The sequence below is a fragment of the Arthrobacter sp. P1_C12_2 genome, assembly GCF_056406415.1.
This window is the reverse complement of record NZ_JBFUAF010000019.1, coordinates 63,252-86,868: the sequence shown is the minus strand read 5'-3', so window position 1 is coordinate 86,868 and position 23,617 is coordinate 63,252. Positions and strand designations below refer to the sequence as shown.

The window sequence follows — 23,617 nt, the reverse complement described above, 5'->3', positions numbered from 1 at the left end:
GGAATCCGTGCGGGCACTAGTCTGGTGCCATGACGCAGACCATGACGCCGGACGAATACTTCGAATTCGCCTCCCAGCCGCATGACGACGACACGGCGGCGGAGTTTGCCGCCTGGCCGTCGTTCCCGTTCGCGGGGCCACTGACCACGAAGGCGCTTACTGCGCCGGAGCTGCCGGAACCGCCCCGTCGCGGCGAGAACGGCGCAGATTGCTCGGATTGCACGGACGGAGCCACCACCCTGTGGCAGAACGGCCGCTGGCGGATCCATCCACTTTTCCCGATGCTCATGCCGGTGGGGCTCATGCTCAAGCCGGTCGATCATTACGACGCCGGGGAACTTCCGGATGAGCTAGCCGCCGAACTCGGCGTGCTGATGAACCACCTCACCGCGGCCATCGAGGCTCAGGAGTTTGTAGGCCGGGCCCACATCAACCGCTGGGGCGACGGCGGCGCGCACCTGCACTATTGGTTCATGGGCCGCCCGGCCGGCCAGCTTCAGATGCGCGGCAGCTTCGGCCTCGTGTGGGCGGACCTCGGCAAAGCCCTGCCCCAGCATGTCTTGGACGCAAACCACCGGATGGTCCTAACGAACTTCGTCGCCCGGGTCGGCGGTGATCTCACCCCTTAACGAACGGTTGCTCCGCAACTGCCGTTTTGAGGGTTCAAAACGGCAGTTGCGAAGCAACCGATGGGACTAGGGCCCCGGTGGGTGGGGACTAGCCGAAGTACTTCGGCAGGGTCGCCTCGTGGGCTTCGCGGAGGGCCTCGAGGCTCATGGTTTCGACGCCGTTGATCTCCAGCGTGCCGCCCTCGGCGTCCACCACACCAATCCGGACGTGCGCGAAGCCGCGGGCGGTGCACATGTCCGTGAAGCGGATTTCCTCCGAGCGGGGCACAGCGACGACGGCGCGGCCCTGGGTTTCGGAGAACAGGGCCGTGAACAGGTCCACACCGTCGCGGTCCAGGACGTCCTGCAGCGCGATCCGGGCGCCCACGCCGTAGCGCAGGGACGACTCCACGAGGGCCGCGGCGAGGCCGCCTTCGGAGAGGTCGTGGGCGGAATCTACCATGCCGTCGCGGGAGGCGTTGATCAGGATCTGGCCCAGCTCGCGCTCGGCTTCGAGGTCAACCTTCGGCGGCAGGCCGCCGAGGTGTCCGCGCATGTTGGACCATTCCGAACCGTCCAGCTCTGCCGCCGTCGTGCCCAGCAGGTAGATGGCCTGTCCGTCTTCCTTCCAGCCCGACGGCGTGCGGCGGGCGACGTCGTCGAACTTGCCCAGCACAGCCACCACGGGGGAGGGGTGGATGGGGGTGGTCCCGGTCTGGTTGTACAGCGAGACGTTGCCGCCGGTGACCGGAATGCCGAGCACCATGCAGGCGTCGGACAGGCCGCGGATGGCTTCGGCGAGCTGCCACATGACGTCGGGGTCCTCGGGGGAGCCGAAGTTCAGGCAGTCGCTGACGGCCATCGGCACGGCGCCGGAGGTGGCGACGTTGCGGTACGCCTCGGCCAGTGCCAGCTGCGCGCCGTGGTACGGGTCCAGGTAGGTGTAGCGGCCGTTGGCGTCCGTGGCCAGGGCCACGCCCAGGCCGGTTTCCTCGTCCACCCGGACCACGCCGGCGTCGTCCGGGAACGCCATGGCGGTGTTGCCGCCGACGTAGCGGTCGTACTGCTTGGTGATCCAGGACTTGTCGCACATGTTCGGTGAGGCGACGAGTTCGGTGATCGCGGCGGCCAGGTCCGCGGGGGCGGAGGGTCGGCCGGCGTCCTGCACGGACCCGGTGAAGGAGTCGGCCTGGACGGCGTCCTGCCATTCGGGGCGGGCATACGGGCGGTCGTAAACCGGACCGTCGTGGGCCACCGTGCGCGGGTCGACGTCAACAATGACGTCGCCTTCCCACGTGATGATGAGGCGGCCGGTATCGGTCACCTCGCCCAGCCAGGAGTACTCCACGGCCCACTTGTCCATGACCGCTTCAAATGCGGCGATGTTCTCCGGCGTGACCACGGCCATCATGCGTTCCTGCGACTCCGACATCAGGATTTCGCCCGGGGTCAGGGTGGGGTCGCGGAGCAGGACGGAGGTCAGTTCGACCTCCATGCCGCCGTCGCCGTTGGAGGCGAGCTCGGACGTGGCGCAGGAAATGCCGGCAGCGCCGAGGTCCTGGATGCCTTCGACCAGAGAACCCTTGAAGAGCTCCAGGCAGCACTCGATCAGGACCTTCTCGGCGAACGGGTCGCCCACCTGGACCGCGGGGCGCTTGGACGGCTTGGTGTCATCGAAGGACTCCGAGGCCAGCACCGAGGCGCCGCCGATGCCGTCGCCGCCGGTGCGGGCACCGAACAGCACCACCTTGTTGCCCTTGCCGGAGGCGTTGGCGAGGCGGATGTCCTCGTGGCGCATCACGCCGACGGCCAGCGCGTTCACCAGCGGGTTGCCCTGGTACACGGAGTCGAAGACCATTTCGCCGCCGATGTTGGGCAGGCCCAGCGAGTTGCCGTAGCCGCCGATCCCGGCCACGGCGCCGTGCATGACGCGGGCGGTGTCCGGGTGGTCGATGGCCCCGAAACGCAGCGGATCCATCACCGCTACGGGGCGGGCGCCCATGGAGATGATGTCGCGGACAATCCCGCCGATGCCGGTTGCGGCGCCCTGGTAGGGCTCCACGAACGACGGCGAGTTGTGGGACTCGATCTTGAACGTTACGGCCCAGCCGTCGCCCAGGTTGGTGACACCGGCGTTTTCGCCGATGCCCACGAGCATGTCCTTCTTCATTTCCTCGGTCACCTTGTCGCCGAACTGGCGCAGGTGGTTCTTCGAGGACTTGTAGGAGCAGTGTTCGCTCCACATCACCGAGTACATGGCGAGTTCCGCGCCGGTGGGGCGGCGGCCCAGGACCTTCACGACCTCGTCGAACTCGTTCTGCTTCAGGCCCAGTTCGGCCCAGGGGAGATCGGTGTCCGGGGTCTTGGCCGCGTTCTCGACGGTGTCGATGTTGAACTTCCGGGCGGTCTCCGCGGGCGCCGCCACTGCGGGTGTCTCCGTCATTTGTTGTCTCCCACGATCTTGTTCAGGACAGAGGTGAAGAACCCGAGGCCCTCAGTGCCGGAGCCGAGCTCGGGGCCGAAGCCGGCCTCCACGGCGTGCTCGGGGTGCGGCATGAGGCCCACCACGTTGCCCGCGGCGTTGGAGATGCCGGCGATGTCGCGGCGGGAGCCGTTCGGGTTGAAGCCGACGTAGCGGAACACGACGCGGCCTTCGGCCTCGAGCGCGTCCAGGGTCTTCTCGTCGGCGATGTACTGGCCGTCCTGGTTCTTCAGCGGCACGGTGATTTCCTGACCGGCGGCGTAGTCCCCGGTCCAGGCCGTCGCGTTGTTTTCCACGCGCAGCACCTGGTCGCGGCACATGAACTTCAGGTGGTCATTCTTGATCATGGAACCGGGCAGCAGGTGCGACTCGGTCAGGATCTGGAAGCCGTTGCAGATGCCCAGCACGGGCAGCTTGGCATCGGAATTGGCGGCGTCGATGATCTTGGACATCAGCGGCGCGAAGCGGGCGATCGCGCCGGCGCGCAGGTAATCGCCGTACGAGAAACCGCCGGGAATCACGACGGCGTCAACGTCGCCCAAGGTGGTGCTGGCGTGCCAGAGCTCCACCGGGGTGGCGCCGGCCAGTCGGACTGCACGGGCGGCGTCGCGGTCATCCAGTGTGCCGGGGAAGGTCACGACGCCGATCTTCGCACCCGCGAGCCTGGGGTGCGCGGCGACGGCGACAGCCTCGCCGATCAGGGGGAGTTCAGTCATTTCAGGCCTCAACGACCTCGACGTTGACGACGTCCTCGATGACCGGGTTGGACAGGAGGGTCTCCGCGGCGTCGCGGGCCTGGGCCAGGATCTCCTCGGTCACCTCGCCGTCGACCGTGAGTTCAAAGCGCTTGCCCTGGCGGACAGAGCTGAAAGCGGTAAAGCCCAGCCGGGGCAGTGCACCGACGATGGCCTTCCCCTGCGGGTCCAGAATCTCGGGCTTGGGCATGACGTCGACAACGATCCGGGGCATCCGGTAACTCCTGTGCGTGAGCGTTGGGTAAGGGCGCAGCGGAGTGGTGCCGTCTCACGCCGATCCGCTGTGTGTTGAGGACTGCTTGGTGAATACAGCGTGAAAGGGCGCTCCGCGAGCTTGCATGCCCATTCTACCGGCCACGGTGCGTGCGGCCGTATTCGGGCTGTGAGTGTGAACGAGGCCTCCCCGGCAGGTCCTTGAGCTGGAGAAATGGCGCCGTGGGGCGGTTGCGCCCTATGGTCGGGGCTGCTGCGGGTCAGTAGGATGTGCGCATGGCTGAGAATCCGAAATCTGTGGTGTTGTCTGTTGTCGCCGTTGCAGTGTTCGCCGGGCTGGGCCGGATGGTCCTGCAGAAGATCAAGGCCGACCGTGCGGCGAAGGCGACCAAGGTGGCCGGGCCCCTGGATGAGAAGACCCGCGCATGGATCAGCGACGTGGTCCGGACTCCCCGAAAGTAAGCCGGTGGTAGGACGCCGGTAGGCCGGCGGTACGCCCGCGGACCATCAGGGGCCGCGTCCCCCGCGCTGAGACGCCGCAGTGGGGGTGCGCCCGTGCGGGCCTGAGGTTCCCATTGACGCAGTTCAGCAGCCTCGCCATCGCATCATGTCGTGTTGCGTGACAAATTTTAAATACCTCCTTGTGGTCTATGTCATATCTCGCTCTCAGTCTGTACTGTATGAATCGGCTGGTATCCGTCGGGGCAGGCCGGGCGATCGCCCGGTGAGTTCCCGCCAGTCCGTTGGGCCCGGCAATGAAGCCGGGCCGTTCCTTTACGAAAGGTTCGAACACTCGTGACATCACCAGGAAAGAGCTTCCTTCGAAGCGGGGGACTCCGGAGGGCCGCGGCACTGACCCTGGGCTTGCCGGTTCTTCTGTCCAGCATCGCGATCGCACCCGCCAACGCGGCCCCGGGGCAAGCTCCGGCCGTAACCGGCGTCGCACAGAAGAATCTGGACCCGAACAACTACAAGGACGGCCGCTACATCGTTGTCCTGACCGACAAGCCGGCAGCCACGTATGACGGCGGCACGCCCGGACTCGCGGCAACCAAGCCTGCGCCGGGCAAGAAGCTGGATGGCAGCAGGGCTGAAGTCAAGCAGTACGAGGCGCACCTCAAAAAGAAGCAGGCCGACGTAGCAGGCAAGCAGAACGTCCAGATCAATCGGCAGTTCACCGCTGCCCTCAACGGATTCAGCGCAAACCTCACCGCGGATCAGGCCATCAAGCTGGCCAAGGACTCCAGCGTGCTGACGGTTGCCCCTGACACGGAAAACGCTCCGGACTACTCCAGCACCGATTTCCTGAAGCTCAGCGGACCCAACGGAACCTGGAACAAGAAGTTCGGCGGCCAGGACGGCGCCGGCAAGGGCGTCGTCGTCGGCGTCATCGACACCGGCTATACCCCCTCCAGCGCGTTCTTCGCCGGGGAAGAGGTCAAGCCCCTCGTCGGCAAGCCTGTCGTCGGTGTGCCGTACAAGACGGCGGACGGCAAGATCGCAATGCTCAAGTCCGACGGCGACACATTCACCAGTGAGTGCCAGAAAGGACAGGACTTCGACGGTTCTGCCTGCAACTCCAAGGTCCTGGGCGCGCACTACTTCGCCGAGGACTTCCTGAAGTTCGTACCCCCGGGCGACCGTGCCCCGGAAGAACTGCTGTCCCCGGTCGATGTCGCCAGCCACGGCACCCACACGGCCAGCACCTCGGCGGGCAACGCCAACGTCGAGACCTTCGTCGACGGGCGCAGCTTCGGCCTGACCAGCGGCATCGCGCCGGCTGCCAAGCTCTCCGTCTACAAGGTCTGCTGGGAAGACACCGACCCCAACACGGGCGGCTGCTACAGCTCCTCGTCCGTTGCCGCCGTCGACCAGGCCGTCAAAGACGGAGTGGACGTGCTGAACTACTCGATCTCCGGTTCTGCGACGTCCGTTATCGACCCGGTCTCGATTGCTTTCCTGAACGCTGCTACCGCGGGCATCTTCGTCGCCGCGTCAGCCGGAAACTCCGGTCCGACGGCCAGCACTGTCAACCACGGCGGCCCCTGGGTCACCACTGTGGCCGCCAGCAGCTTCTCCCAGGAGCTTCAGGGCACCGTTGAATTCGCCGACGGCACCAAGTTCCGCGGCGCCAGCATCATGAACAATGAAGTCAAGGACGCCGGCGTTGTACTGGCTGCCAACGCTGCAGCCGCCGGGAGCACCAGCCCGGCCTTGTGCGGCCCCGGCACCCTGGACCCGGCGAAGGTCGCCGGCAAGGTTGTGGTCTGTGACCGCGGCGTTGTCGACCGCGTCGCCAAGAGCGCCGAGGTCAAGCGCGGCGGCGGCGTCGGCATGATCCTGGTGAACCTGAGCAATTCCTCGCTGGACACTGATCAGCACGCTGTCCCGACCGTCCACGTGAACCCGCCGGCCACCGAGGCCATCAAGGCCAAGGTGACCGCCAACCCGGCCATCAAGGTCTCCCTGGTCAACAAGGACACCACCGGACTGCCGCTGGAGGCGCAGCCGCAGATCGCCGGCTTCTCCTCCCGGGGCCCGCTGCTGGCCACCGATTCGGATCTGCTGAAGCCGGACGTCACCGCGCCGGGTGTTGCAGTCCTGGCCGGTGTGTCGCCGATTGGCGCCGACGGTGCAAAGTTCGGCTTCCTGTCCGGCACCTCCATGGCCGCACCGCACGTTGCCGGCTTCGGCGCGCTGCTCCTGGGCAAGAACCCGAACTGGTCCCCGGCAACGGTCAAGTCCGCCATGATGACCACGGCAGGCAATGTCGTGAACGCCGACGGCTCCAAGAACACCGACGTCCACGCCACCGGCGCGGGCCAGGTGGATCCGGCACGCATGGTCGATCCGGGTCTTGTCTACGATGCTAACGAAGAGGACTACTGGAAATTCATCCAGGGTACGGGGATCAACCTCGGCCTGGCGTCCAGCACCCTGCCGAGGGACATGAACGTCCCGTCCTTCTCGCTGGGCAACCTCACCGGCAAGATCACCGTGACCCGGACCCTGACCGCCCTGACTCCGGGCGTCTACAAGGTCAAAGCCGATGTGCCCGGAATTCAGGTCAACGTTGCTCCGGCGGCACTGAACTTCAAGGCCGCTGGCGAGAAGAAGACCTTCAAGGTCAGCTTTGAGAACAAGAGCGCTGCCCTGGGCAAGTTCGCCATGGGTTCACTAAGCTGGGAGGGTGCAGGCAAGACCGCCACCTCGCCGATCGCAGTCCGGCCGCAGTCTGTGGTCGCCGCGAAGGATGTCTTCCTGAGCACCGAATCCGGCACCGGCTCGGGCGACATCAGCGTAGTGTCCGGCACCAACTCGCCCGTCAACATGACGCTGGACGGCCTGTCCAAGGCGGATTCTTCTGCCGTGGAGCTGGTCCCCGGGCCGTTCGCGGGCCGCGCCGATGCCTCGACCTTCGTCAAGACTGTGAAGGTCCCGGCCGGTGCTCCGCTGGCCAAGTTCTCGGTCATCTCCTCTGACCCGGCCTCGGACTTCGACATGTGGGTCGTCACGCCACGGGGTGTCGAGCAGGTGGCGACGTCGTCGTCCAGTGAGACGCTCTCGATTGCGAATCCGGCTGCCGGCACGTACACGATCTACGCGAACCTGTACTCCAGCCCGGGCGGCAAGGCCGCGAAGGCAAGCGTCGATGCCGCGGTTCTCGGTGCCAACGAGAACAATGCGACCATCACGCCGAACCCTCTGGTGCTGCCGAACGGTGAAACGGGCAAGATCACGCTGAACTGGACCGGTCTTAAGCCCGGCTCCTACATCGGACGGATCACCTTTGCCGGTGCCAGCGAACCGACGTTCGTCAGCGTCGTCGTGAACGCTGCAGGCGGTGCCTCGGTGGCGCCGACCTCGGAAGGCTCGGCCGCGCAGTCCAAGTTCCAGAACCAGGAGCTTGAGCGCCCCAACAACGCCATCTAGGCGGAAACTCAACGCCGAAGTGACGGCGATGGCCGGCGGTTCCCACCGCCGGCCATCGCTATTTAAGGACAGTCCCGCCGGCCGGTCCGGCCCGGTCGGTAGCCTGGCAGCACGGCGGCCCCGGCACTTAGATCGCGCCGGTTGAGCCCGCCACTCCGCCGAGCAGCGGCGCCATGGCCCGCCAGCGGGCGATCTCGCAACCGTCGGTGCGGCTGAACACGCTGTGCACTTCGCGGCCCAGGAACCAGCCCGTGACCACGGCCACCTGAGGTCCGCCGTACTGCTGCGTGCACATTTTCGGCGGTCCCGGCTTGGGAAAGAAGATGTCCTCCCCGAACCGCTGCACGGCCGCCAGGGCCGCGGCGGGGTCCGGCAGCGTGGACGCCGGGGCGACGCTGCCGCCGTCGGCCGCCAGATGGAAGGTGTACTCCGGCTCTTCCGGTGCCTCCGTCAGGCGGATCGTGAGGTCGATGTCGTGCCGGCTGCGCCGGTCATGGGGGTCGGTCATTGCCGTCCTTCCGTGCTTTCGTGGGATGCAGTGGCCCGCAGCAGTGGTGTGAGTTCGTGCAGCAGCCGCTGGCGCAATTCCTGCGACTCGGCCGCGAACGCCCGCTGATAGCCAACGTACTCGGCCTTGCCTTCCGGTGTCTCGATCCGGATCGCCGGATAGCCCCAGCCGGCGAGGTCGTAGGGCGAGGCCTGCATGTCCATGGCCCGGATCCGCCATGAGAGTTCGAAACAGTCCATGACGAGCTCGCTGGGCAGCAGCGGGGAAAGCTTGTAGGCCCACTTGTAGAGGTCCATGTTGGCGTGCAGGCAGCCCGGCTGCTCCATGGCCCGCTGGTTCTCCCTGCTGGGAACCATGCTGTTCAGCGGAACGGCGTCCGGCGTATAGAAGCGGAAGGCGTCGAAGTGCGAGCACCGGATCCGGTTCTCCTCCACCACCTCGTCGGTACGCCCGGACCCCAGCCGCAACTGCAGGTACTCATGCCGGAGGTCGAACTTGTCCTGCCGGTAGACCATGGCCCACTCGTGCAGCCCGAAGCAGCCGAACTGGGCCGGCCGCGCGGCCGTCCCGGCCAGGATGATCCCGGCGAACTGCAGTGCCTCCCGGCGCTCCCTCAGGAAGGCGTCGACGTCGACAGTCACCGCCGGTGACCCTGCCGGCAGGCCGGCTGCCGCGCGTTCCGCGGCATCGGCCGCGCGGTAATACTTCCACCCGCTCCGCACCGCAGCCTCGGGGCCGGAGAGCACGACGCCGGCGCCCGGGTGCCAGCGCAGCAACTGCCCGGGCTTCTGGGTGTAATAGGTGAAAAGGAAGTCCTCCACCGGGTGCTTCCGGCCGGCGGAACGCCGCTCGAGGTAGGGATCCGCGTAACGGCGGACGCGTTGGACGTGGGCGGCCTGGCGCGGCAGCCACTCTTCCTGCTGGAGATGCAAGGGCTTAACTCGCCCCGCCGGATGAGCCCAGGACGTCCTTGGCGGCGTTCCAGGCGGCGATTTCACAGCCGTTTGTCAGGCTGAAGCTCGCCTGAACCGCCCGGCCGTCCACGACGCCGGTCACGGTGGCCACCTGCGGGCCGCCGTACTGCTGGGTGCACGTCTGGGTCTTGCCCGGCGGGGCGGGGCTGAGGATGGCCGGATTGTTCTTGATGGCGATGCACGCCGCGGCGGCGTTGGGGTGCTGGCTTTCGGCCGCCGGAACCCCGTTCTGGCAGACGAGCGTGAAGTTGGCCGCGGTGCCGGCTTCGGACGGCTTGACCATGATGGCGAGCTCGGCGTTGCCCTGGCCCGGGCCGGACGGCAGCGGGGCGGCGGTGGGTGACGGTGCCGGTGACGTCGTCTCCGTCTCCGGCGACGGGGAGCCGGACGGCGCTGTGGGTGACGGGCTGGAGGGGGTGCCCGTCGTCGTGCCGGTGGAGGGAGAAGGTGTGGGCCCGCCGTTCGGCGTGCAGGCGGTCAATCCGGCCACGGCCATCAGGATGGCCGCCAGAACAAGTGCCGGGCGGCCCGATTGCGTGCGCATCAGCAGTCCTCCTCTGTTTTGCCCAGTCTACCGCCGGGGCGCGTCGACCGTGCCTGGCCGTGTGGCGGCGATGAGGTCCATCATGGACGCGTGCAGCTGGCCGACCTGTTCACGTGTCAGGCCCAGCCGGGCCATCATGATGCCCGGGACTTCGGTGGCCTGCTCCCGCAGGGCGGCCCCGCGCGGCGTCAGCCGGACATCCAGGGTGCGCTCGTTGCCTTCCATCCGCTGGCGGGTGATGTAACCGGCAGTCTCGAGCCGGCGCAGCAGCGGCGAGATGGTTGCCGGCTCCTGGGCCAGGGCCTCGCTGATGTCGCGGACCGAGCGCGGGCTCGCTTCCCACAGGCACAACATGACCAGGTACTGCGGGTGGGTTAGGCCGAGCCTGTCCAGGACGGGTTTGTAGGCACCCACGACGCTTCGGGAGGCCACCGTCAGGGCGAAGCAGAGCTGCTGTTCCAGCAGGAGGTCATCCTGTGCTGCCTGGGAGTCCTGTGTTCCGGGCGCTCGGTGCGCACCGGGGGTGCCGCGTCCGTCCTGGCTTGCTGGGGTACCTTCGGTCACACCGACTCCTTCGAATGATTAGTGCACTAATGATTAGCGTACACTGGGAGCATTGTCTTGTTCCCAGGAAAGGATAGCCATGGCCAAGGAAAATGCCGCCGAGAGGTTCATGCGGGCAACCGGGAAGCTCCGGGCCGTGTTCGGGCCGGCCAACCGCAGTGCGCTCGGCCACGCGATGACCGACCAGAACCGGCGGCTGCTGGCGATGCGGCAGGCCGAAACGGAACAGTGGGAGACCCTGCACCGGCCCGATGGCAGCACCTATGTGGTGCCCCGGAACCCTGACGACAAGTCCCTGCGCTAGATCCTTTTGGCGGCACCCCACCCGGGCCATTTCCCGCCGTCGGGCGTAAAATGAGGGCACTGACACACCGCAGTGCAGCATCCTGAACCATCGGGACGAGGAAAGGGGGTGGGACTAGTGACACGTGCTGTTAGGGCTTTCATGGAAAAGACCGACAAGCTGAGGCTCCTGTTCGGGCCCGCAAATCGAGGCGACACGGCGGCGCCTGTAATTCACCGGCATGACGACTTCGAGCACGCCTCGGAAGACGACCTGGCCGGCTTCGAGGTCGAGACGGACGCGCAGGGACACCACTACGCTGTCCGGAAAACGGATCTCTGGAAAGAAGAGATCTGACGAGGCCCGCTTCGCCGATTCCGACGGTTCCGGGGGATCCCGGGTGCCGGGGGCATCCGGGGCGGCCGCGTAATACGCGGCCGGAACGTGGGAATTTGGCCGGAGATGTGGGGACGCGGCCGAAGACGGGCGGAGACGGGGAAGGGAACGGCAGGCGCCGTTCCCTTCCCCATTCCTGTGTGGCTTCCTATGCGATCCGGGATTCCGCCCGGGTGCTGAGGTGCGGCTTAGCGGCCCGTGCCGCCGTAGACCGTGGCCTCGTCCTCGCTGTCGAGGTCAAACGCCCTGTGGATGGCGCGGACGGCGTCGTCGAGCAGATCCGCGTGGGTGACCACGGAGATGCGGATCTCCGAAGTGGAGATCATGTTGATGTTGATGCCGGCCTCGGAGAGGGCCGCGAAGAAGCGGGCGGATACGCCCGGGTGCGAGCGCATGCCGGCGCCGATCAGCGAAAGCTTGCCGATCTTCTCGTTGTATTCGATGCTCTCAAAACCGATCCGGTCCTGCGCGGCGTGCAGGGCGGCCAGGGCCTCGGCGCCCTCGACGATCGGCAGGGTGAAGGAGATATCGGTCCGGCCCGTGCCGTGGGTGGAGACGTTCTGGACGATCATGTCGATGTTCGAGTGGGCGTCCGCGATGACCTGGAAGATCGCCGCAGCCTTGCCAGGGATGTCAGGTACGCCGACAACCGTGACTTTGGCTTCGGATCGATCGTGTGCAACGCCGGAGATGATTGGCTGCTCCAAGGCAACTCCCTCTTGAGTCGTGATCTTGTCGTCGGCGCCGGGCAGGACCCAGGTGCCTTCGTTCTGGCTGAATGAGGAACGGACGTGCAGGGGCACCCCAAAGCGGCGGGCGTATTCGACACAGCGCAGGTGCAGAATCTTAGCGCCGGAAGCGGCCAGCTCCAGCATTTCCTCGCTGGAGATGCGGTCGATCTTCCGGGCCGACGCGACCACGCGCGGATCGGCCGTGTAGACGCCGTCGACGTCGGTGAAGATCTCGCACACATCAGCGTCGAGCGCCGCGGCGAGGGCCACCGCCGTCGTGTCCGAACCGCCGCGCCCGAGCGTGGTGATCTCGTTCGTCGTGTGGCTCATGCCCTGGAACCCGGCCACAATCGCGATGTGTCCCTTGTCCAGGGCGGTGCGGATGCGGTGCGGGTCGACGTCGATGATCCGGGCCTTGCCGTGGATGCCGTCGGTGATCATGCCGGCCTGGGACCCGGTGAACGACTGGGCCGAGGCGCCGAACTTGTTGATGGCCATGGCCAGCAGCGCCATGGAGATTCGTTCGCCGGCCGAGAGGAGCATGTCCATCTCACGGGCGGGGGCGGAATCGGTCACCTGGCCGGCGAGGTCAAGGAGTTCGTCGGTGGTGTCGCCCATGGCGGAAACCACCACAACCACCTCGTCGCCGGCGTTCTGGGCGTCCACGACCCTCCGGGCGACGCGCTTGATGCCTTCTGCGTCCGCCACCGAGGAACCGCCAAATTTCTTCACGACAAGGTGCTTGGTGGCGGCGGCCGAGGCGGGCAGCGTCTGCGGCTGCGATCCGGGCTGGACTTCGGTAGTGGGCAAACTCATTCGCGCACCCTCACTGGATCATCGGGGTTCTGGGCCAAGCAACCAAACGGCGCGACGGCGTAACTTCTCACCCCAGTTTATCGCCGTGCCGCCCGCGCCGTTGAATTATGACCGAATGGCAGACACGCGGTGCCTCTCTCCACCGGACATGCCCCGTGCTGCCGGCCAGGAGTCGGCATGTTCACCGGTTCCGTGGGACATGCTCATTCTTGGCGGGCGGGAGTGGGCATGAGGGCATTGTGTCCATTCCTCGGCATGGGCGCGGGGCATGTCCGTTGGGCCTGGTGGGGGAGCGCGGGCCAGGAGCGGACATGTTCACCGGTTCCGCGGGACATGCTCATTCTTCGCGGGCGAGAGTGTGCATGAGGGCATGGTGTCCATGCCTGGGCATGGGCGAGGGGCATGTCCGCTGGGCATGGTGGGGGAGCGCGGGCCAGGAGCGGACATGTTCACCGGTTCCGCGGGACATGCTCATTCTTCGCGGGCGAGAGTGTGCATGAGGGCATTGTGTCCATTCCTGGGCATGGGCGCGGGGCATGTCCGCTGGGTCTGCTGGGAGAGCGCGGGCCAGGAGTGGACATGTTCACCGGTTCCGCGGGACATGCTCATTCTTGCCGGGCGGGAGTGTGCATGAGGGCATTGTGTCCATTCCTGGGTGTGGGCGCGGGGCATGTCCGTTAGCCGCGGTCCAGCCGGTAGCGCCAGGACGGGAGCTGTTTTCCCGCTGTATCCTCGGCGACGGGGAAGAAGCGGTCCTTCCGGAAGCCCAGGCCCTCGAGCAGTTTGCGGGACGGGAGATTGGGCTCGTAGACCCCCGCGAAAATGGTCGCGCTGCCGCGGGCGTCGAAAAGCCAGTCGACCAGGGCGCCGGCCGCCTCCCGGCCGAGCCCTAGCCCGTGGTGGTCCGGGTGAAGAATGTAGCCCAGGCTGGCTGAGTCTGCAGGAATCCGGCCGGGCGCCGGGGGATCCTGCGTGTTCCAGGTCCGGGCGTCCCCAACGACTTCACCGGTGGCCCGGAGCTCGATCGCCCAGCCGAAGTGAAACCACTCGGCCGTGGAGGATGCCGCCGCGGACAGCGTCTGCTCGAGCCGGGCGCTGTTCTGCGCGGGGGTGAGCGGACCATGGGACAGGTACCGCGTGGCCGCTGGATGGGCCCGGAACCGGAGCAGGGCGCCGGCGTCGTCCGCTGTCAACGGACGCAACAGCAAGCGCTCGGTGAGGAGCGGGTCCGGGGTGCCGCTGCCGGTGGCCGCCACGAATCCGTCAGCTCAGCTCAGCGCGTTGCGGCGGCCCTCGAAGGCCCGGCCGAGCGTGACTTCGTCGGCGTATTCCAGGTCCCCGCCCACGGGCAGGCCGGACGCGAGCCGGGTGACGGCGATGCCGATCGATTTGAGCATCCGGGCCAGATACGTCGCCGTCGCCTCGCCCTCCAGGTTGGGGTCGGTGGCGATGATGATTTCCTGGATGGCGCCATCGTTGAGCCGGGTCAGCAGCTCACGGATCCGGAGCTGTTCCGGACCGATCCCGGCGATTGGGTTAATCGCGCCACCCAGCACGTGGTATCTGCCCCGGAAGGACCGCGTGCGCTCCACCGCCAGGACGTCCTTGGATTCTTCGACCACGCAGATCACTGAGGGGTCCCGGCGCGGGTCGCGGCAGATGTTGCACAGTTCCTGCTCCGTGACGTTGCCGCAAACCGTGCAGAACTTGACCCGTTCCTTCACTGTGGTGATGGCATCGACGAGCCGTTTCATGTCCTGCGGATCCGCCTCGAGGATGTGGAACGCCAGCCGCTGGGCTGACTTGGGCCCGACTCCGGGAAGGCGTCCGAGCTCGTCGATCAGCTCTTGAACTGCGCCTTCGTACACAATGTCCTCGTTCGTTTGGAATGGGGCCGGGGCCAGCCGGCAGGGGGTTTGCTAGAAGCGGGGCGGCAGCGGGCTTCCATCCAGGGAGCGCTCTTCCACCAGTTTCCCGCCCAGAATACGCTCGACGGCGGCCCGGCCGAAGACGCCCGACTCCTCGATCGTTTCGTCGTCGGCGCTGGGGATGTCCTGTACGTAGACGGTGGTCGCGGCAGCAGCTCGGGCGGGGGCCTTGGCCCGTCCGGCCTCGGCCTCGGGACTGTTCGACAGCCGCTGGTACAGGCTTTGCCGGCCCGTCGGGGCATCAGCCTCCGGAACGGCGGCCACCGCAACAGCCTCCGCAACGGCAGCGGCGGCAGCGGCGGCCACACGCGGCGCAACAGACTTCGCAACGGCCGGCGCCGGAGCCGCTTCGGCACGGGCAGGGTGGTCCACGTTCAGCCCGGACGGTGCGGAGACGACGCCCGCGTACTCCGGGATCTGTGCCGCCGCCGGCTCGTAGTGCACAGGCTTCGGCTCGGGCTCGGGTGCCGCGGGCTCGACATCGGGACTCGTGTACCGGCCGAGGTTTGAGTCTGCGCCGACCGTCCAGACGCCGGGTGACTGCTCGACGGCGCGGGCCCACGCGTCAGCCGACGCGTCCTGGTCTGCGTTCGGTGTCCCGGCCGGGGAGCCGACGGTCTTGGATGCCGGCGCGGCAGGGGACTTGCGGGCCGGAGCGGTCGCCGCGGGCGCGGGCTCGGGGCGCCGCGTCGCGGCGGCGGGCGACGGGTCCCAATCCAGGGGTGGCTCCTCGTCCAGCGGAGGGGCGTCCTCGTCCCGGGGCGGTCCCCAGTCGTCTTCGGGGTCGGCGTAGGACCCGGAAGGCTCCGAAGGGCCGTCCGATTCGGCTGCCGGCTCGGCCCCGCGGGCCTGAGTCTGGATCGCGGGGGCAGGCGCCTGGGGTTCCGCTGCCGGCGCGGCGGTGGCGGCGGACGCCTCGACCGTGATGGCCGGCGCGTCTCCCGTGGCGGGCGGTGCAGGTTGCGCAACCGGCGTGGAGGCAGCGGGAACTTGCGCCTCGGCTATCCCCGCGGGGATGGCTTCAGCAGTTTCGTGGGCGGGAGATGTGGGCGGCTGGGGAGCCGGGCTCAGGCCCCAGGCGACGTCGGCCGACGACGCCTGGGTTGCAGACGATGCCGGGGTCTCCGGGCTAGCCGGCGGCGCTTTTGGGTTTGGCTCAGAGCTCGCTGGGCTGTTGCTGTTGCTGCTGCTGCCGGCCACGGCCCGGATCTGGCAATCGATGCCGATCGTCTTGTGGATCGCCTGCCGGAGGTTCTCGGCGTGGTCGGCCCGGCCGAAGGCCCCCGCCAGCCCCGTGGTGGTGAACGCGAGGGTCAGGACGTGGTCTTCGAAATGGCCGACTTGGGCGTTGGGTTCCACCAGTGCCCAGGTGCTGCGTTTGATCTTGGTGAGTGTTTGCAGGATTTCGGGCCATGCACGGCGCAAAACCTCCACGTCGGCTCCGGTTCCCGCTCCGGGGCCGGCGGCGGTGCCGGGAGCGGGGCTGGATACCACGGCGGGCGCCCTTCCGGCCTCGGCCTGCTCGGGGCGCGCAGGGGTGGACGGTGCGGGAGTGGACGGCGCAGGGGCAGCCTCGGGCGCGGCCACCGGTGCGGGCTCCGCTGACGGGGCGGCAGCCACCGGGGCGGTCTCTGAAGCCGGCAGGGACGGAGGCGCGGCGGAGGGAACCGGGGTGGGCGCGGACCGGCTGGCCGCAGTGGATTCGTCCACCGGCCAGTCGCTGGTGCTTACCCGCGGTGCCGTCAGCGGTTCCCGGACCGGCTCGTCCCGCCGAGGGGGCGCGGGGGCTGTGGCCGGCGGCTGATCGGCCTGGGGCCGGGTGGATGGGACGTTGGCGGTTGCGGCAGCCGGGGCCGCGTGCGACGGCGCGGCGGGTACTTGTGCGGCAGGCAGCTGGGGCGAAGCCGCCTGTGGAGAAGCCATCTGTTCTGGGCGCGCAGGCGGAACGGCGGCAGCTGCGGGGGCACCGGTAAGGGGAGTTCCGACGTCGTTCCCGGCATAGTTCAAACGCCGCTCGACGCGGTCGATCCGGGCCGCGATGCCGCGCTCGGTCTGTTCGGAGCTGGGCAGCAGGATGCGGGCGCACAGCAGTTCCAGGTGCAGGCGCGGCGAGGTGGCCCCGGTCATCTCGGTGAGAGCGGTATTGGTGACGTCCGCGGCGCGGGAGAGTTCGGCCGCCCCGAGGTTGTGCGCCTGGTTCTGCAGCCGCGCAATCTGGTCTGCGGGCATGCCGCGGAGGATGGACTGGGCGCTTTCGGGCATGGCCTGGACGATGATGAGGTCGCGGAAGCGTTCCAGCAGGTCTTCGACGAAGCGCCGCGGATCGTGCCCGGTCTGGATGACGCGGTCCACAGCGCGGAACACCGTGGCGGAATCCGACGCGGCGACGGCCTCGACGACGTCATCGAGCAGGGAGGCGTGCGTGTAGCCCAGCAGGGCGACCGCGAGTTCGTAGTCCAGGCCGTTGGGTCCGGCGCCAGCCATGAGCTGGTCCAGCACGGAGAGGGAGTCGCGAACCGAACCGCCGCCCGCGCGGATGACGAGCGAGAGCACGCCGGGCGCCACGGGGACGTTCTCCTGGGTGCAGAGCAGCTCCAGATACGCCATGAGAGGCTCCGGCGGCACCAGCCGGAAGGGGTAGTGGTGCGTCCGGGAGCGGATGGTGCCGATGACCTTGTCCGGTTCCGTGGTGGCGAAGATGAACTTGATGTGTTCCGGCGGTTCTTCGACGATCTTGAGCAGGGCGTTGAATCCGGCCGACGTGACCATGTGGGCCTCGTCGATGATGAAGATTTTGTAGCGGTCCCGGACCGGGGCGTAGGTGGCCCGTTCGCGGAGGTCGCGGGCGTCGTCCACGCCGCCGTGGCTGGCGGCGTCGATCTCGATGACATCCAGGGAGCCCGAGCCGCCGCGGGCGAGTTCCACGCAGCTGGGGCACTTGCCGCAGGGGGTGTCCGTGGGGCCCTCGGCGCAGTTCAGGCAGCGGGCCAGGATGCGGGCCGAAGTGGTTTTGCCACAGCCGCGGGGGCCGGAGAAGAGGTAGGCGTGGTTGACGCGGTTCTTGCGCAGGGCCGTCATGAGAGGGTCGGTGACGTGTTCCTGCCCGATAACGTCCGCGAAAGAATCAGGGCGGTATCGACGGTAGAGGGCGGTAGTAACAGTCACAGATAAACCCTACCAATCGGCACAGACATAAAAGACCCCTCATGCACCCGCCAGAGCCCGCTTACCCTTGCTACCTTCCGGTCCTGGGGGAGTTCAACAGGATGACGCCACATGAGGGGCCGTCAGCAAGTTTACCTGACGATTGGGTGTGCCTCGAATTGGCCCGGTTTGGCCCTTCATCCCCGGTGGGACATGCCCATTTTTCGCGGGCAGGAGTGGGCACGTTGGGCCTATGTGCAGCGCTCGGGCGGGCCGTGGGGCATGTCCGGTGGTGGGCATGGGCAGCGGGGGGGCATGTCCGGTGGTGGGCGTGGCAGCGTGGGGCATGCCCGTTTTTTGCGGGGAGGAGTGGGCACGTTGGGCCTATGTCCGGCGCTCGTGCGGGCCGCGGGGCATGTCCGGTGGTGGGCGTGGGCAACGTGGGGCATGCCCATTTTTCGCGGGGAGGAGTGGGCGCATTGGGCCTATGTCCAGCCTTCGTGCAGGCCGTGGGGCATGTCCCTCCGAGGAGCCGCAGGCCGGGGCGGGGAGGGCCAATTGGGCGAAGCTGGAAAGTTCAGGTATTCTAGTATCTGCTTCAGAAGCAACTGGAGAATTCGCCTAGCGGCCTATGGCGCACGCCTGGAACGCGTGTTGGGTTAACGCCCTCGGGGGTTCAAATCCCCCATTCTCCGCGGTTGGCCCCGGTCCTCGGACCGGGGCCTTTTTGCGTCCCCGGGCCTTTGTATCCTCGGAAGGTTATTCCCAGAGAGTGCGCGCGCGCCCGGCCCGCCCCAGCTCCACCCGAGCTCGGCCCACCCCAGCCCCACCCCAGCCTCAGGCCCTGTAGCCCAGCCGGCGCAGCCTGGTCCGGGCAGCCTGCTCGCTCGGACCCATCCGGCCCAGGGCAAGATGCACCACGCCGAGCGTGACCCGGGTGGCCAGGGTTATCGGCAGCGGAATCGGGCCCAGCCGCGCGGTCCGCAGGCCCAGAAGCTCGCGGTACTTGGGCTCGAGGCTTGCCACGGCGGCCGCGAACAGCACCCGGTAGCCAGGCCTGAGCGCGGGGTGGAGGGGCGGGTCGCGGATGAATGCCACCGTTTCGGTGACCCGTTCGTCACAGCGGAGCTCGCCGTCGTCGTACCAGCGGTCCAACTGCTGCCGCATTTCCGCTTCGCTCAGCGGAGGGGCCTCGACGCCCATCAGCCGGCCGGCCTGGGCCCACTCCCGGACGTAGGCATCGGGTCCGCCGGGAATCGGCCGTCCCCACAGTTTGTGGGCGGAGAGGAACGCGTCAGTGAAGGCAATGTGAACCCAGCGGAGCAGTTCGGGATCGTTGGCCGCGTAACTGCGCCGGATGCCATGGCCGTCCACGAATTCTCCCCGCACCGTCCGGTGAAGCCGAAGCACCCAGTCCGACGCCGCCTTGGCCGTGTCCGTGGAGCCATACGTCACGGTAAAGATCCAGCGGATCGTGCCCGCCAACCGGCCCAGCGGGTCTTCGCGGAAACGGGAATGATCGTGGACTCCGGCCAACGCGCCGGGATGGAGCGCCTGCATCAGCAGTGCCCGGATTCCCGCCACGATGGTTGGCATGTCCCCGTGCACGGCCCACACTGCCGAGCCGGGCAAGTGGTAACCGGCGTCGTCCCCCTCGGCCAGGCTTGGCACCCACTCGGGCACGGAATCACGCGTCCCCGTGAATGTTTGCTTGAGTTCGGCCTGCCATTCCCTGAGGACATTGCGCATCCTTTATTCTTACCCGGCCCGGCGGCGCCCGGCACCTGCAACTCCGCGGAGAACTACTGGGCCGCCACCGGCAAGCTACTGGGGACATCCGTGGATCTCCGATTGGTCCCACAAAATGAGCGCGCTGACGGTTCACAGACCCGGCCGTCTGTGGTCACATAGGGAGGTAAGTTCGTGAAGATTGGGGTCTGGCGGACATATTGCGGGAGTCACATCGTGGGAAAACACTGGGGAAACTCATCGAGTGAGCAGTCAGAGAGGGCGCGGACCATTGCCGTGCGCTGCGTGTCCGGAGGCCTGTGCCTGTCCTTGGCCGTTCTGGCATTCGGTGGCTTTCAGGGACTGAGCGCCTTCGCGACCTACGGGGCGCCCACCGCCGTCCCGACGGCCGCCATGCCGCCCTCCGGCGACGTGGGACCTGAAGCCCTGGACCCGCTGGCCCACTCCACCGCGACGGCGCCTTCGGCGACTCCCGGCGCCGTCACCGCCGACGCCCAGGCGCTCCTGGCCTTCAGCCGGAGCACGGTGGACACGGCCACCCGGGCGGGAGTTCATGGCGAGCTGAATGTGGCTTCGGCGTCCCTGAGCCGTCCCGCTGCGGGTTTCCTCATGGCCCCGCTGGAATCGCTCGTGCCTTCGTCCCCGTTCGGGCTGCGCACCAGCCCCCTGACGGGATTCGCGGGCGAATTCCACTGGGGCCAGGACTTCGCGGCACCCTGCGGCACCCGGGTCTACGCCGCGGACGCCGGTGTGGTGCGCGCCGTCGGGTGGCATCCGTGGGGCGGCGGCAACCGGGTGGAAATCGACCACGGCAACGGTCTTATCACCACGTACAACCACCTGGAGGCGATCGCGGTCAAGAAGGGCGATTCCGTGCGGGTGGGGGAGGTCATTGCCCGCGTGGGTACCACCGGATCCTCCACCGGCTGCCACCTTCATTTCGAAACCATCCTCAACGGCTCCCACACCGATCCCCTGGGCTGGAAGTTCATCCCCATCAAGCAAACGGATCAACTCGGCCCGATAGAGATGACCAGCTACGCACCCGACGCCGGCAAGCCATCCAATACCGGGATTGGCTGGGCGATTCCTGTCCGGGAGGACCTGACCCACGTGGTGGCCGGCGGCGTTCAGGAACAGCCCGCCGCTGTGGCCGCCAAGCCGTCAGCGAGTGCCTCACCTGCGGCCACCGAAGCCGCCGCCGACAAACCGTCGGCAACGCCTTCCGGCACCCCCTCCGCGACCCCGACGCCGACCGGCCATGCCTCCGGGACGCCGTCGCCGACCGGGACTGCCTCCGCGACGCCGTCGCCGACCGGGACCGCCTCCGCGACGCCGACGCCGACCGGCAGTGCATCGACAACCACACCTGCCGCGCCGGCGCCGACGCCGTCGGCAACTGCCACCGCCACGCCGACGCCAACCCCGTCGGCAACTGCCACCGCGACGCCGACGCCCACGCCAACCCCGTCGGGAACAGCCTCCGCCAAGCCGTCAGCACCGTTGTCGGTCCCGCCTCCGGTGGCACCGCCGCCCTCCGCGCCTGCGTCTGCCTCCGCGACCGCGACGGAGGCTGCCGGCAGGACGGCCACCCCGACGCCTTCGCGCCAACCCCTGGCGCCGGCCCCGATCTTGACTGTGGAGCCGGACCCGGTCACCGCGCCGGTCAATACGCCGAAGCCAACGGCGGCCACGCAGTCGGCCACCAAAGCAGTGACAACAAAACCCACAGCGACGCCCACGGCGACGCCGAGCCGCTAGCCCCCGCGGCGGACAGGCCACCGGTCCGGCGGCCTGTCCGGGAGGCCCACCCATGCCCGCACGCCCCGGGTGCAGAACACCCGGACGCCCCGGGGTGCAGAATAGGGGAGTGACCAGTTCGGATTCCCTGCTCCGGACCACCGACATCGCGAGGACGCGCCCCATGACTGCTCTGCACTCCATTCCCCTGACCCTCATCGACGGGACCGAGACCGATTTTGGCCGTTTCAAGGGTGAGGTGGTTCTGGTGGTCAACGTGGCGTCCGAGTGCGGTTTCACGCCCCAGTACGCAGGGCTCGAGGCGCTGCACAACAAATTCCGCGGCCAAGGCTTCCAGATCCTCGGCGTCCCCTGCAACCAGTTCGGCGGGCAGGAGCCCGGCGGCGACACCGAGATTGTCGAGTTCTGCCAGCGCAATTTCGGCGTGACCTTCCCGCTTACGGCCAAGACCAAGGTCCGGGGAAAGAACCAGCACCCGCTCTATGCCGAGCTCACCAAGTTCAAGAACGGAATCCTGCCCGGCCTGGTGAAGTGGAACTTCGAGAAGTTCCTCGTGAACCGTGACGGCGAGGTCATCGCCCGCTTTGCGCCCACCGTGGAGCCGGACGCGCCGGAGATCATCGAAGCCGTTCAGTCCGCACTGGCCTAAACCTGCCCGCGCGGCTTTCCGAACCCGCAGCCTCTACCCCTAAGCATGCTTCCCGCCTAGACTGACCGAACCCTCCAGCATTGCGGGCACACCCTGCGCAGTCGTCCCTGACGACCGCCCTGCAGCAGTGCGGTCAAGGTGTCCCTGCGGAGGGCGCATCAAACAACTTCGTCAATCACAGCAGGGCCCGTGCGGGTCCGTGAACGCAGGAGGAATGAGATGACAGGGAACAAAGCCGTTGCCTACAAGGGGCCGGGAAAAGTCGAACTGATAGACATTGACTACCCCACTTTTGAACTCAAGGACGGTCCGGGGGTCAACCCCGCCAACGTGGGCCGGCAAGTGCGCCACGGCGCCATCATCAAAACCGTTGCCACGAACATCTGCGGCTCGGACCAGCACATGGTCCGCGGGCGCACCACGGCCCCCACTGACCTGGTGCTTGGGCACGAGATCACCGGCGAAGTGGTGGAAGTGGGGCCGGACGTTGAATTCATCAAAGTGGGGGACATCTGTTCCGTCCCGTTCAACATCGCCTGCGGGCGCTGCCGGAACTGCAAGGAACGCAAGACGGGCATCTGCCTGAACGTCAACCCCGACCGGCCAGGCAGCGCCTACGGCTATGTGGACATGGGCGGCTGGGTAGGCGGCCAGGCCAACTACGTCCTGGTGCCGTACGCCGATTGGAACCTGTTGAAGTTCCCGGACAAGGACCGGGCCCTTGAAAAAATCATGGACCTGGCCATGCTCTCGGACATCTTCCCGACCGGGTTCCATGGCGCGGTCACTGCGGGCGTCGGCGTCGGCTCCACCGTCTACGTCGCCGGGGCCGGCCCCGTAGGCCTGGCCGCGGCGACCAGCGCGCAACTGCTGGGTGCCGCCGTCGTGATTGTGGGGGACCTGAACGCGGACCGGTTGGCCCAGGCTCGCAGCTTTGGCTGCGAGACCGTCGACTTGAGCAAGGGCGGCCCGGCGGAGCAGATCGAGCAGCTCCTCGGCGTCCCGGAAGTCGATTGCGGCGTTGATGCGGTGGGCTTCGAGGCAAAGGGTCACGGTGCCGGAGCCCAGGAAGCCCCGGMAACCGTCCTGAACTCCCTCATGGAAGTGACGGCCGCCGGCGGCGCCCTGGGCATCCCCGGGCTCTACGTCACGGGGGATCCGGGCGGCGTGGACGAGGCAGCACAGAAAGGCTCGCTTTCGCTCAGCCTCGGAACGGGCTGGGCGAAGTCGCTCAGCTTCACCACAGGACAGTGTCCGGTCATGAAATACAACCGGCAGCTGATGATGGCAATCCTGCACGACAAGGTACACATCGCCAAGAACGTCAACGCGAAGGCCATTGCCCTGGAGGACGCGCCGAGGGGGTACGCCGAATTCGACGCCGGCGCGGCGACGAAGTTCGTGCTCAACCCGAACGGCTACCTGAGCTAGCGGAAAACCCGAACCCGGCGGCACTGCCCGTCCCGCCCCGCTGACCTGCGGTTCCGGGCGTGCCGCCGGGCGGCCGCGCCCCGCATATGCCTGCAGGAGCATATGAGGGTCCGCCACCTGTTAACGCGCGATTTTCCAATATGCCTGT

General features: G+C 67.6%; 20 protein-coding genes, 1 tRNA gene and 1 other RNA gene. 9 read left to right on the top strand and 13 right to left on the bottom strand.

All coding sequences use genetic code 11. The features are described 5' to 3' along the window. The first annotated feature begins 29 nt into the window (after positions 1-29). Positions 30-629 (top strand): hypothetical protein, encoded by a 600-nt coding sequence (locus AC1DZQ_RS18055; protein WP_476964782.1) that lies wholly within the window; start codon positions 30-32, stop codon positions 627-629. A gap of 88 nt (positions 630-717) precedes the next feature. Here the strand turns inward: AC1DZQ_RS18055 and purL are convergent, their stop codons facing one another. From purL to purS, 3 genes are read right to left on the bottom strand one after another with little or no spacing between them, the layout of a single operon-like run. Next, positions 718-3,051, bottom strand: a complete 2,334-nt coding sequence (gene purL, locus AC1DZQ_RS18050; protein ID WP_476964781.1) for a phosphoribosylformylglycinamidine synthase subunit PurL — start codon at positions 3,049-3,051, stop codon at positions 718-720. Continuing rightward, positions 3,048-3,806, bottom strand: coding sequence for a phosphoribosylformylglycinamidine synthase subunit PurQ (gene purQ / locus AC1DZQ_RS18045; protein ID WP_476964780.1), 759 nt, complete (start codon positions 3,804-3,806; stop codon positions 3,048-3,050). Before purQ ends, purL begins: the two co-directional genes overlap by 4 nt. A 1-nt stretch (position 3,807) precedes the next feature. Continuing rightward, positions 3,808-4,059 (bottom strand): phosphoribosylformylglycinamidine synthase subunit PurS, encoded by a 252-nt coding sequence (gene purS, locus AC1DZQ_RS18040; RefSeq protein ID WP_018776110.1) that lies wholly within the window; start codon positions 4,057-4,059, stop codon positions 3,808-3,810. Between the two features lie 275 nt (positions 4,060-4,334). Here purS and AC1DZQ_RS18035 point away from each other — a divergent pair, with 275 nt between their 5' ends. Beyond that, a complete protein-coding gene (locus tag AC1DZQ_RS18035) occupies positions 4,335-4,520 on the top strand; it encodes a hypothetical protein (RefSeq protein WP_018776109.1) in 186 nt (61 codons plus the stop codon). Positions 4,521-4,853: 333 nt separating this feature from the next. Further along, on the top strand, positions 4,854-7,991 hold the full coding sequence (locus AC1DZQ_RS18030) for a S8 family serine peptidase (RefSeq protein WP_476964779.1): 3,138 nt from the start codon (positions 4,854-4,856) through the stop codon (positions 7,989-7,991). A 127-nt stretch (positions 7,992-8,118) separates the two neighbouring features. Here the strand turns inward: AC1DZQ_RS18030 and AC1DZQ_RS18025 are convergent, their stop codons facing one another. From AC1DZQ_RS18025 to AC1DZQ_RS18010, 4 genes are read right to left on the bottom strand one after another with little or no spacing between them, the layout of a single operon-like run. Beyond that, positions 8,119-8,499 (bottom strand): serine protease inhibitor, encoded by a 381-nt coding sequence (locus AC1DZQ_RS18025; RefSeq protein WP_476964778.1) that lies wholly within the window; start codon positions 8,497-8,499, stop codon positions 8,119-8,121. Next, positions 8,496-9,431 carry a 3-methyladenine DNA glycosylase gene (locus tag AC1DZQ_RS18020; RefSeq protein WP_476964777.1) on the bottom strand — a complete coding sequence of 312 codons (936 nt, stop codon included), beginning with the start codon at positions 9,429-9,431 and terminating at the stop codon, positions 8,496-8,498. Before AC1DZQ_RS18020 ends, AC1DZQ_RS18025 begins: the two co-directional genes overlap by 4 nt. A 4-nt stretch (positions 9,432-9,435) precedes the next feature. Continuing rightward, entirely contained in the window at positions 9,436-10,017 is a 582-nt protein-coding gene (locus AC1DZQ_RS18015; RefSeq protein WP_476964776.1) for an SSI family serine proteinase inhibitor, read from the bottom strand. Between the two features lie 27 nt (positions 10,018-10,044). Beyond that, entirely contained in the window at positions 10,045-10,482 is a 438-nt protein-coding gene (locus tag AC1DZQ_RS18010) for a MarR family winged helix-turn-helix transcriptional regulator (RefSeq protein ID WP_476964800.1), read from the bottom strand. A 178-nt stretch (positions 10,483-10,660) separates the two neighbouring features. Between AC1DZQ_RS18010 and AC1DZQ_RS18005 the strand changes: the two genes are divergently transcribed. Next, the gene (locus AC1DZQ_RS18005; RefSeq protein WP_476964775.1) at positions 10,661-10,885 is read left to right on the top strand and encodes a hypothetical protein; all 225 of its coding nucleotides are present in this window, start codon (positions 10,661-10,663) and stop codon (positions 10,883-10,885) included. A 141-nt stretch (positions 10,886-11,026) separates the two neighbouring features. Continuing rightward, positions 11,027-11,221 (top strand): hypothetical protein, encoded by a 195-nt coding sequence (locus tag AC1DZQ_RS18000; protein WP_476964774.1) that lies wholly within the window; start codon positions 11,027-11,029, stop codon positions 11,219-11,221. Positions 11,222-11,448: 227 nt separating this feature from the next. Here the strand turns inward: AC1DZQ_RS18000 and AC1DZQ_RS17995 are convergent, their stop codons facing one another. From AC1DZQ_RS17995 to ffs, 5 genes are all read right to left on the bottom strand, one after another. Beyond that, positions 11,449-12,807, bottom strand: a complete 1,359-nt coding sequence (locus AC1DZQ_RS17995) for an aspartate kinase (RefSeq protein WP_476964773.1) — start codon at positions 12,805-12,807, stop codon at positions 11,449-11,451. A 677-nt stretch (positions 12,808-13,484) separates the two neighbouring features. Next, positions 13,485-14,063, bottom strand: a complete 579-nt coding sequence (locus tag AC1DZQ_RS17990) for a GNAT family N-acetyltransferase (protein WP_476964772.1) — start codon at positions 14,061-14,063, stop codon at positions 13,485-13,487. A 12-nt stretch (positions 14,064-14,075) separates the two neighbouring features. Continuing rightward, a complete protein-coding gene (recR, locus tag AC1DZQ_RS17985) occupies positions 14,076-14,675 on the bottom strand; it encodes a recombination mediator RecR (RefSeq protein ID WP_090579574.1) in 600 nt (199 codons plus the stop codon). Between the two features lie 51 nt (positions 14,676-14,726). Further along, positions 14,727-17,900 (bottom strand): DNA polymerase III subunit gamma and tau, encoded by a 3,174-nt coding sequence (locus AC1DZQ_RS17980; RefSeq protein ID WP_476964771.1) that lies wholly within the window; start codon positions 17,898-17,900, stop codon positions 14,727-14,729. 27 nt (positions 17,901-17,927) lie between these two features. Continuing rightward, an RNA gene (gene ffs, locus AC1DZQ_RS17975) (signal recognition particle sRNA small type) lies at positions 17,928-18,024 on the bottom strand. Between the two features lie 465 nt (positions 18,025-18,489). Between ffs and AC1DZQ_RS17970 the strand changes: the two genes are divergently transcribed. Beyond that, positions 18,490-18,574, top strand: a tRNA-Ser gene (locus AC1DZQ_RS17970). 142 nt (positions 18,575-18,716) lie between these two features. Here the strand turns inward: AC1DZQ_RS17970 and AC1DZQ_RS17965 are convergent. After that, positions 18,717-19,628 carry an oxygenase MpaB family protein gene (locus AC1DZQ_RS17965; RefSeq protein ID WP_476964770.1) on the bottom strand — a complete coding sequence of 304 codons (912 nt, stop codon included), beginning with the start codon at positions 19,626-19,628 and terminating at the stop codon, positions 18,717-18,719. 309 nt (positions 19,629-19,937) lie between these two features. Here AC1DZQ_RS17965 and AC1DZQ_RS17960 point away from each other — a divergent pair, with 309 nt between their 5' ends. From AC1DZQ_RS17960 to fdhA, 3 genes are all read left to right on the top strand, one after another. Further along, on the top strand, positions 19,938-21,389 hold the full coding sequence (locus tag AC1DZQ_RS17960) for a M23 family metallopeptidase (protein WP_476964769.1): 1,452 nt from the start codon (positions 19,938-19,940) through the stop codon (positions 21,387-21,389). Positions 21,390-21,552: 163 nt separating this feature from the next. Beyond that, positions 21,553-22,038: a glutathione peroxidase gene (locus AC1DZQ_RS17955; protein ID WP_476964799.1), complete on the top strand. Its 486-nt coding sequence runs from the start codon at positions 21,553-21,555 to the stop codon at positions 22,036-22,038. 219 nt (positions 22,039-22,257) lie between these two features. Next, complete coding sequence (fdhA, locus tag AC1DZQ_RS17950; protein ID WP_476964768.1) at positions 22,258-23,469, top strand: formaldehyde dehydrogenase, glutathione-independent; 1,212 nt, start codon at positions 22,258-22,260, stop codon at positions 23,467-23,469. The last annotated feature ends 148 nt before the right edge of the window (positions 23,470-23,617 follow it).

Bases quoted from the DNA above. Each gene is read 5' to 3' on its own strand.
- AC1DZQ_RS18055 (WP_476964782.1), top strand. From the start codon at position 30: ATGACGCAGACCATGACGCCGGACGAATACTTCGAATTCGCCTCCCAG.
- AC1DZQ_RS17965 (WP_476964770.1), bottom strand. From the start codon at position 19,628: ATGCGCAATGTCCTCAGGGAATGGCAGGCCGAACTCAAGCAAACATTC.
- purQ (WP_476964780.1), bottom strand. From the start codon at position 3,806: ATGACTGAACTCCCCCTGATCGGCGAGGCTGTCGCCGTCGCCGCGCAC.
- AC1DZQ_RS17955 (WP_476964799.1), top strand. From the start codon at position 21,553: ATGACTGCTCTGCACTCCATTCCCCTGACCCTCATCGACGGGACCGAG.
- purS (WP_018776110.1), bottom strand. From the start codon at position 4,059: ATGCCCCGGATCGTTGTCGACGTCATGCCCAAGCCCGAGATTCTGGAC.
- AC1DZQ_RS18015 (WP_476964776.1), bottom strand. From the start codon at position 10,017: ATGCGCACGCAATCGGGCCGCCCGGCACTTGTTCTGGCGGCCATCCTG.
- AC1DZQ_RS18005 (WP_476964775.1), top strand. From the start codon at position 10,661: ATGGCCAAGGAAAATGCCGCCGAGAGGTTCATGCGGGCAACCGGGAAG.
- AC1DZQ_RS17995 (WP_476964773.1), bottom strand. From the start codon at position 12,807: ATGAGTTTGCCCACTACCGAAGTCCAGCCCGGATCGCAGCCGCAGACG.
- AC1DZQ_RS18025 (WP_476964778.1), bottom strand. From the start codon at position 8,499: ATGACCGACCCCCATGACCGGCGCAGCCGGCACGACATCGACCTCACG.
- purL (WP_476964781.1), bottom strand. From the start codon at position 3,051: ATGACGGAGACACCCGCAGTGGCGGCGCCCGCGGAGACCGCCCGGAAG.
- AC1DZQ_RS18000 (WP_476964774.1), top strand. From the start codon at position 11,027: ATGGAAAAGACCGACAAGCTGAGGCTCCTGTTCGGGCCCGCAAATCGA.
- AC1DZQ_RS18035 (WP_018776109.1), top strand. From the start codon at position 4,335: ATGGCTGAGAATCCGAAATCTGTGGTGTTGTCTGTTGTCGCCGTTGCA.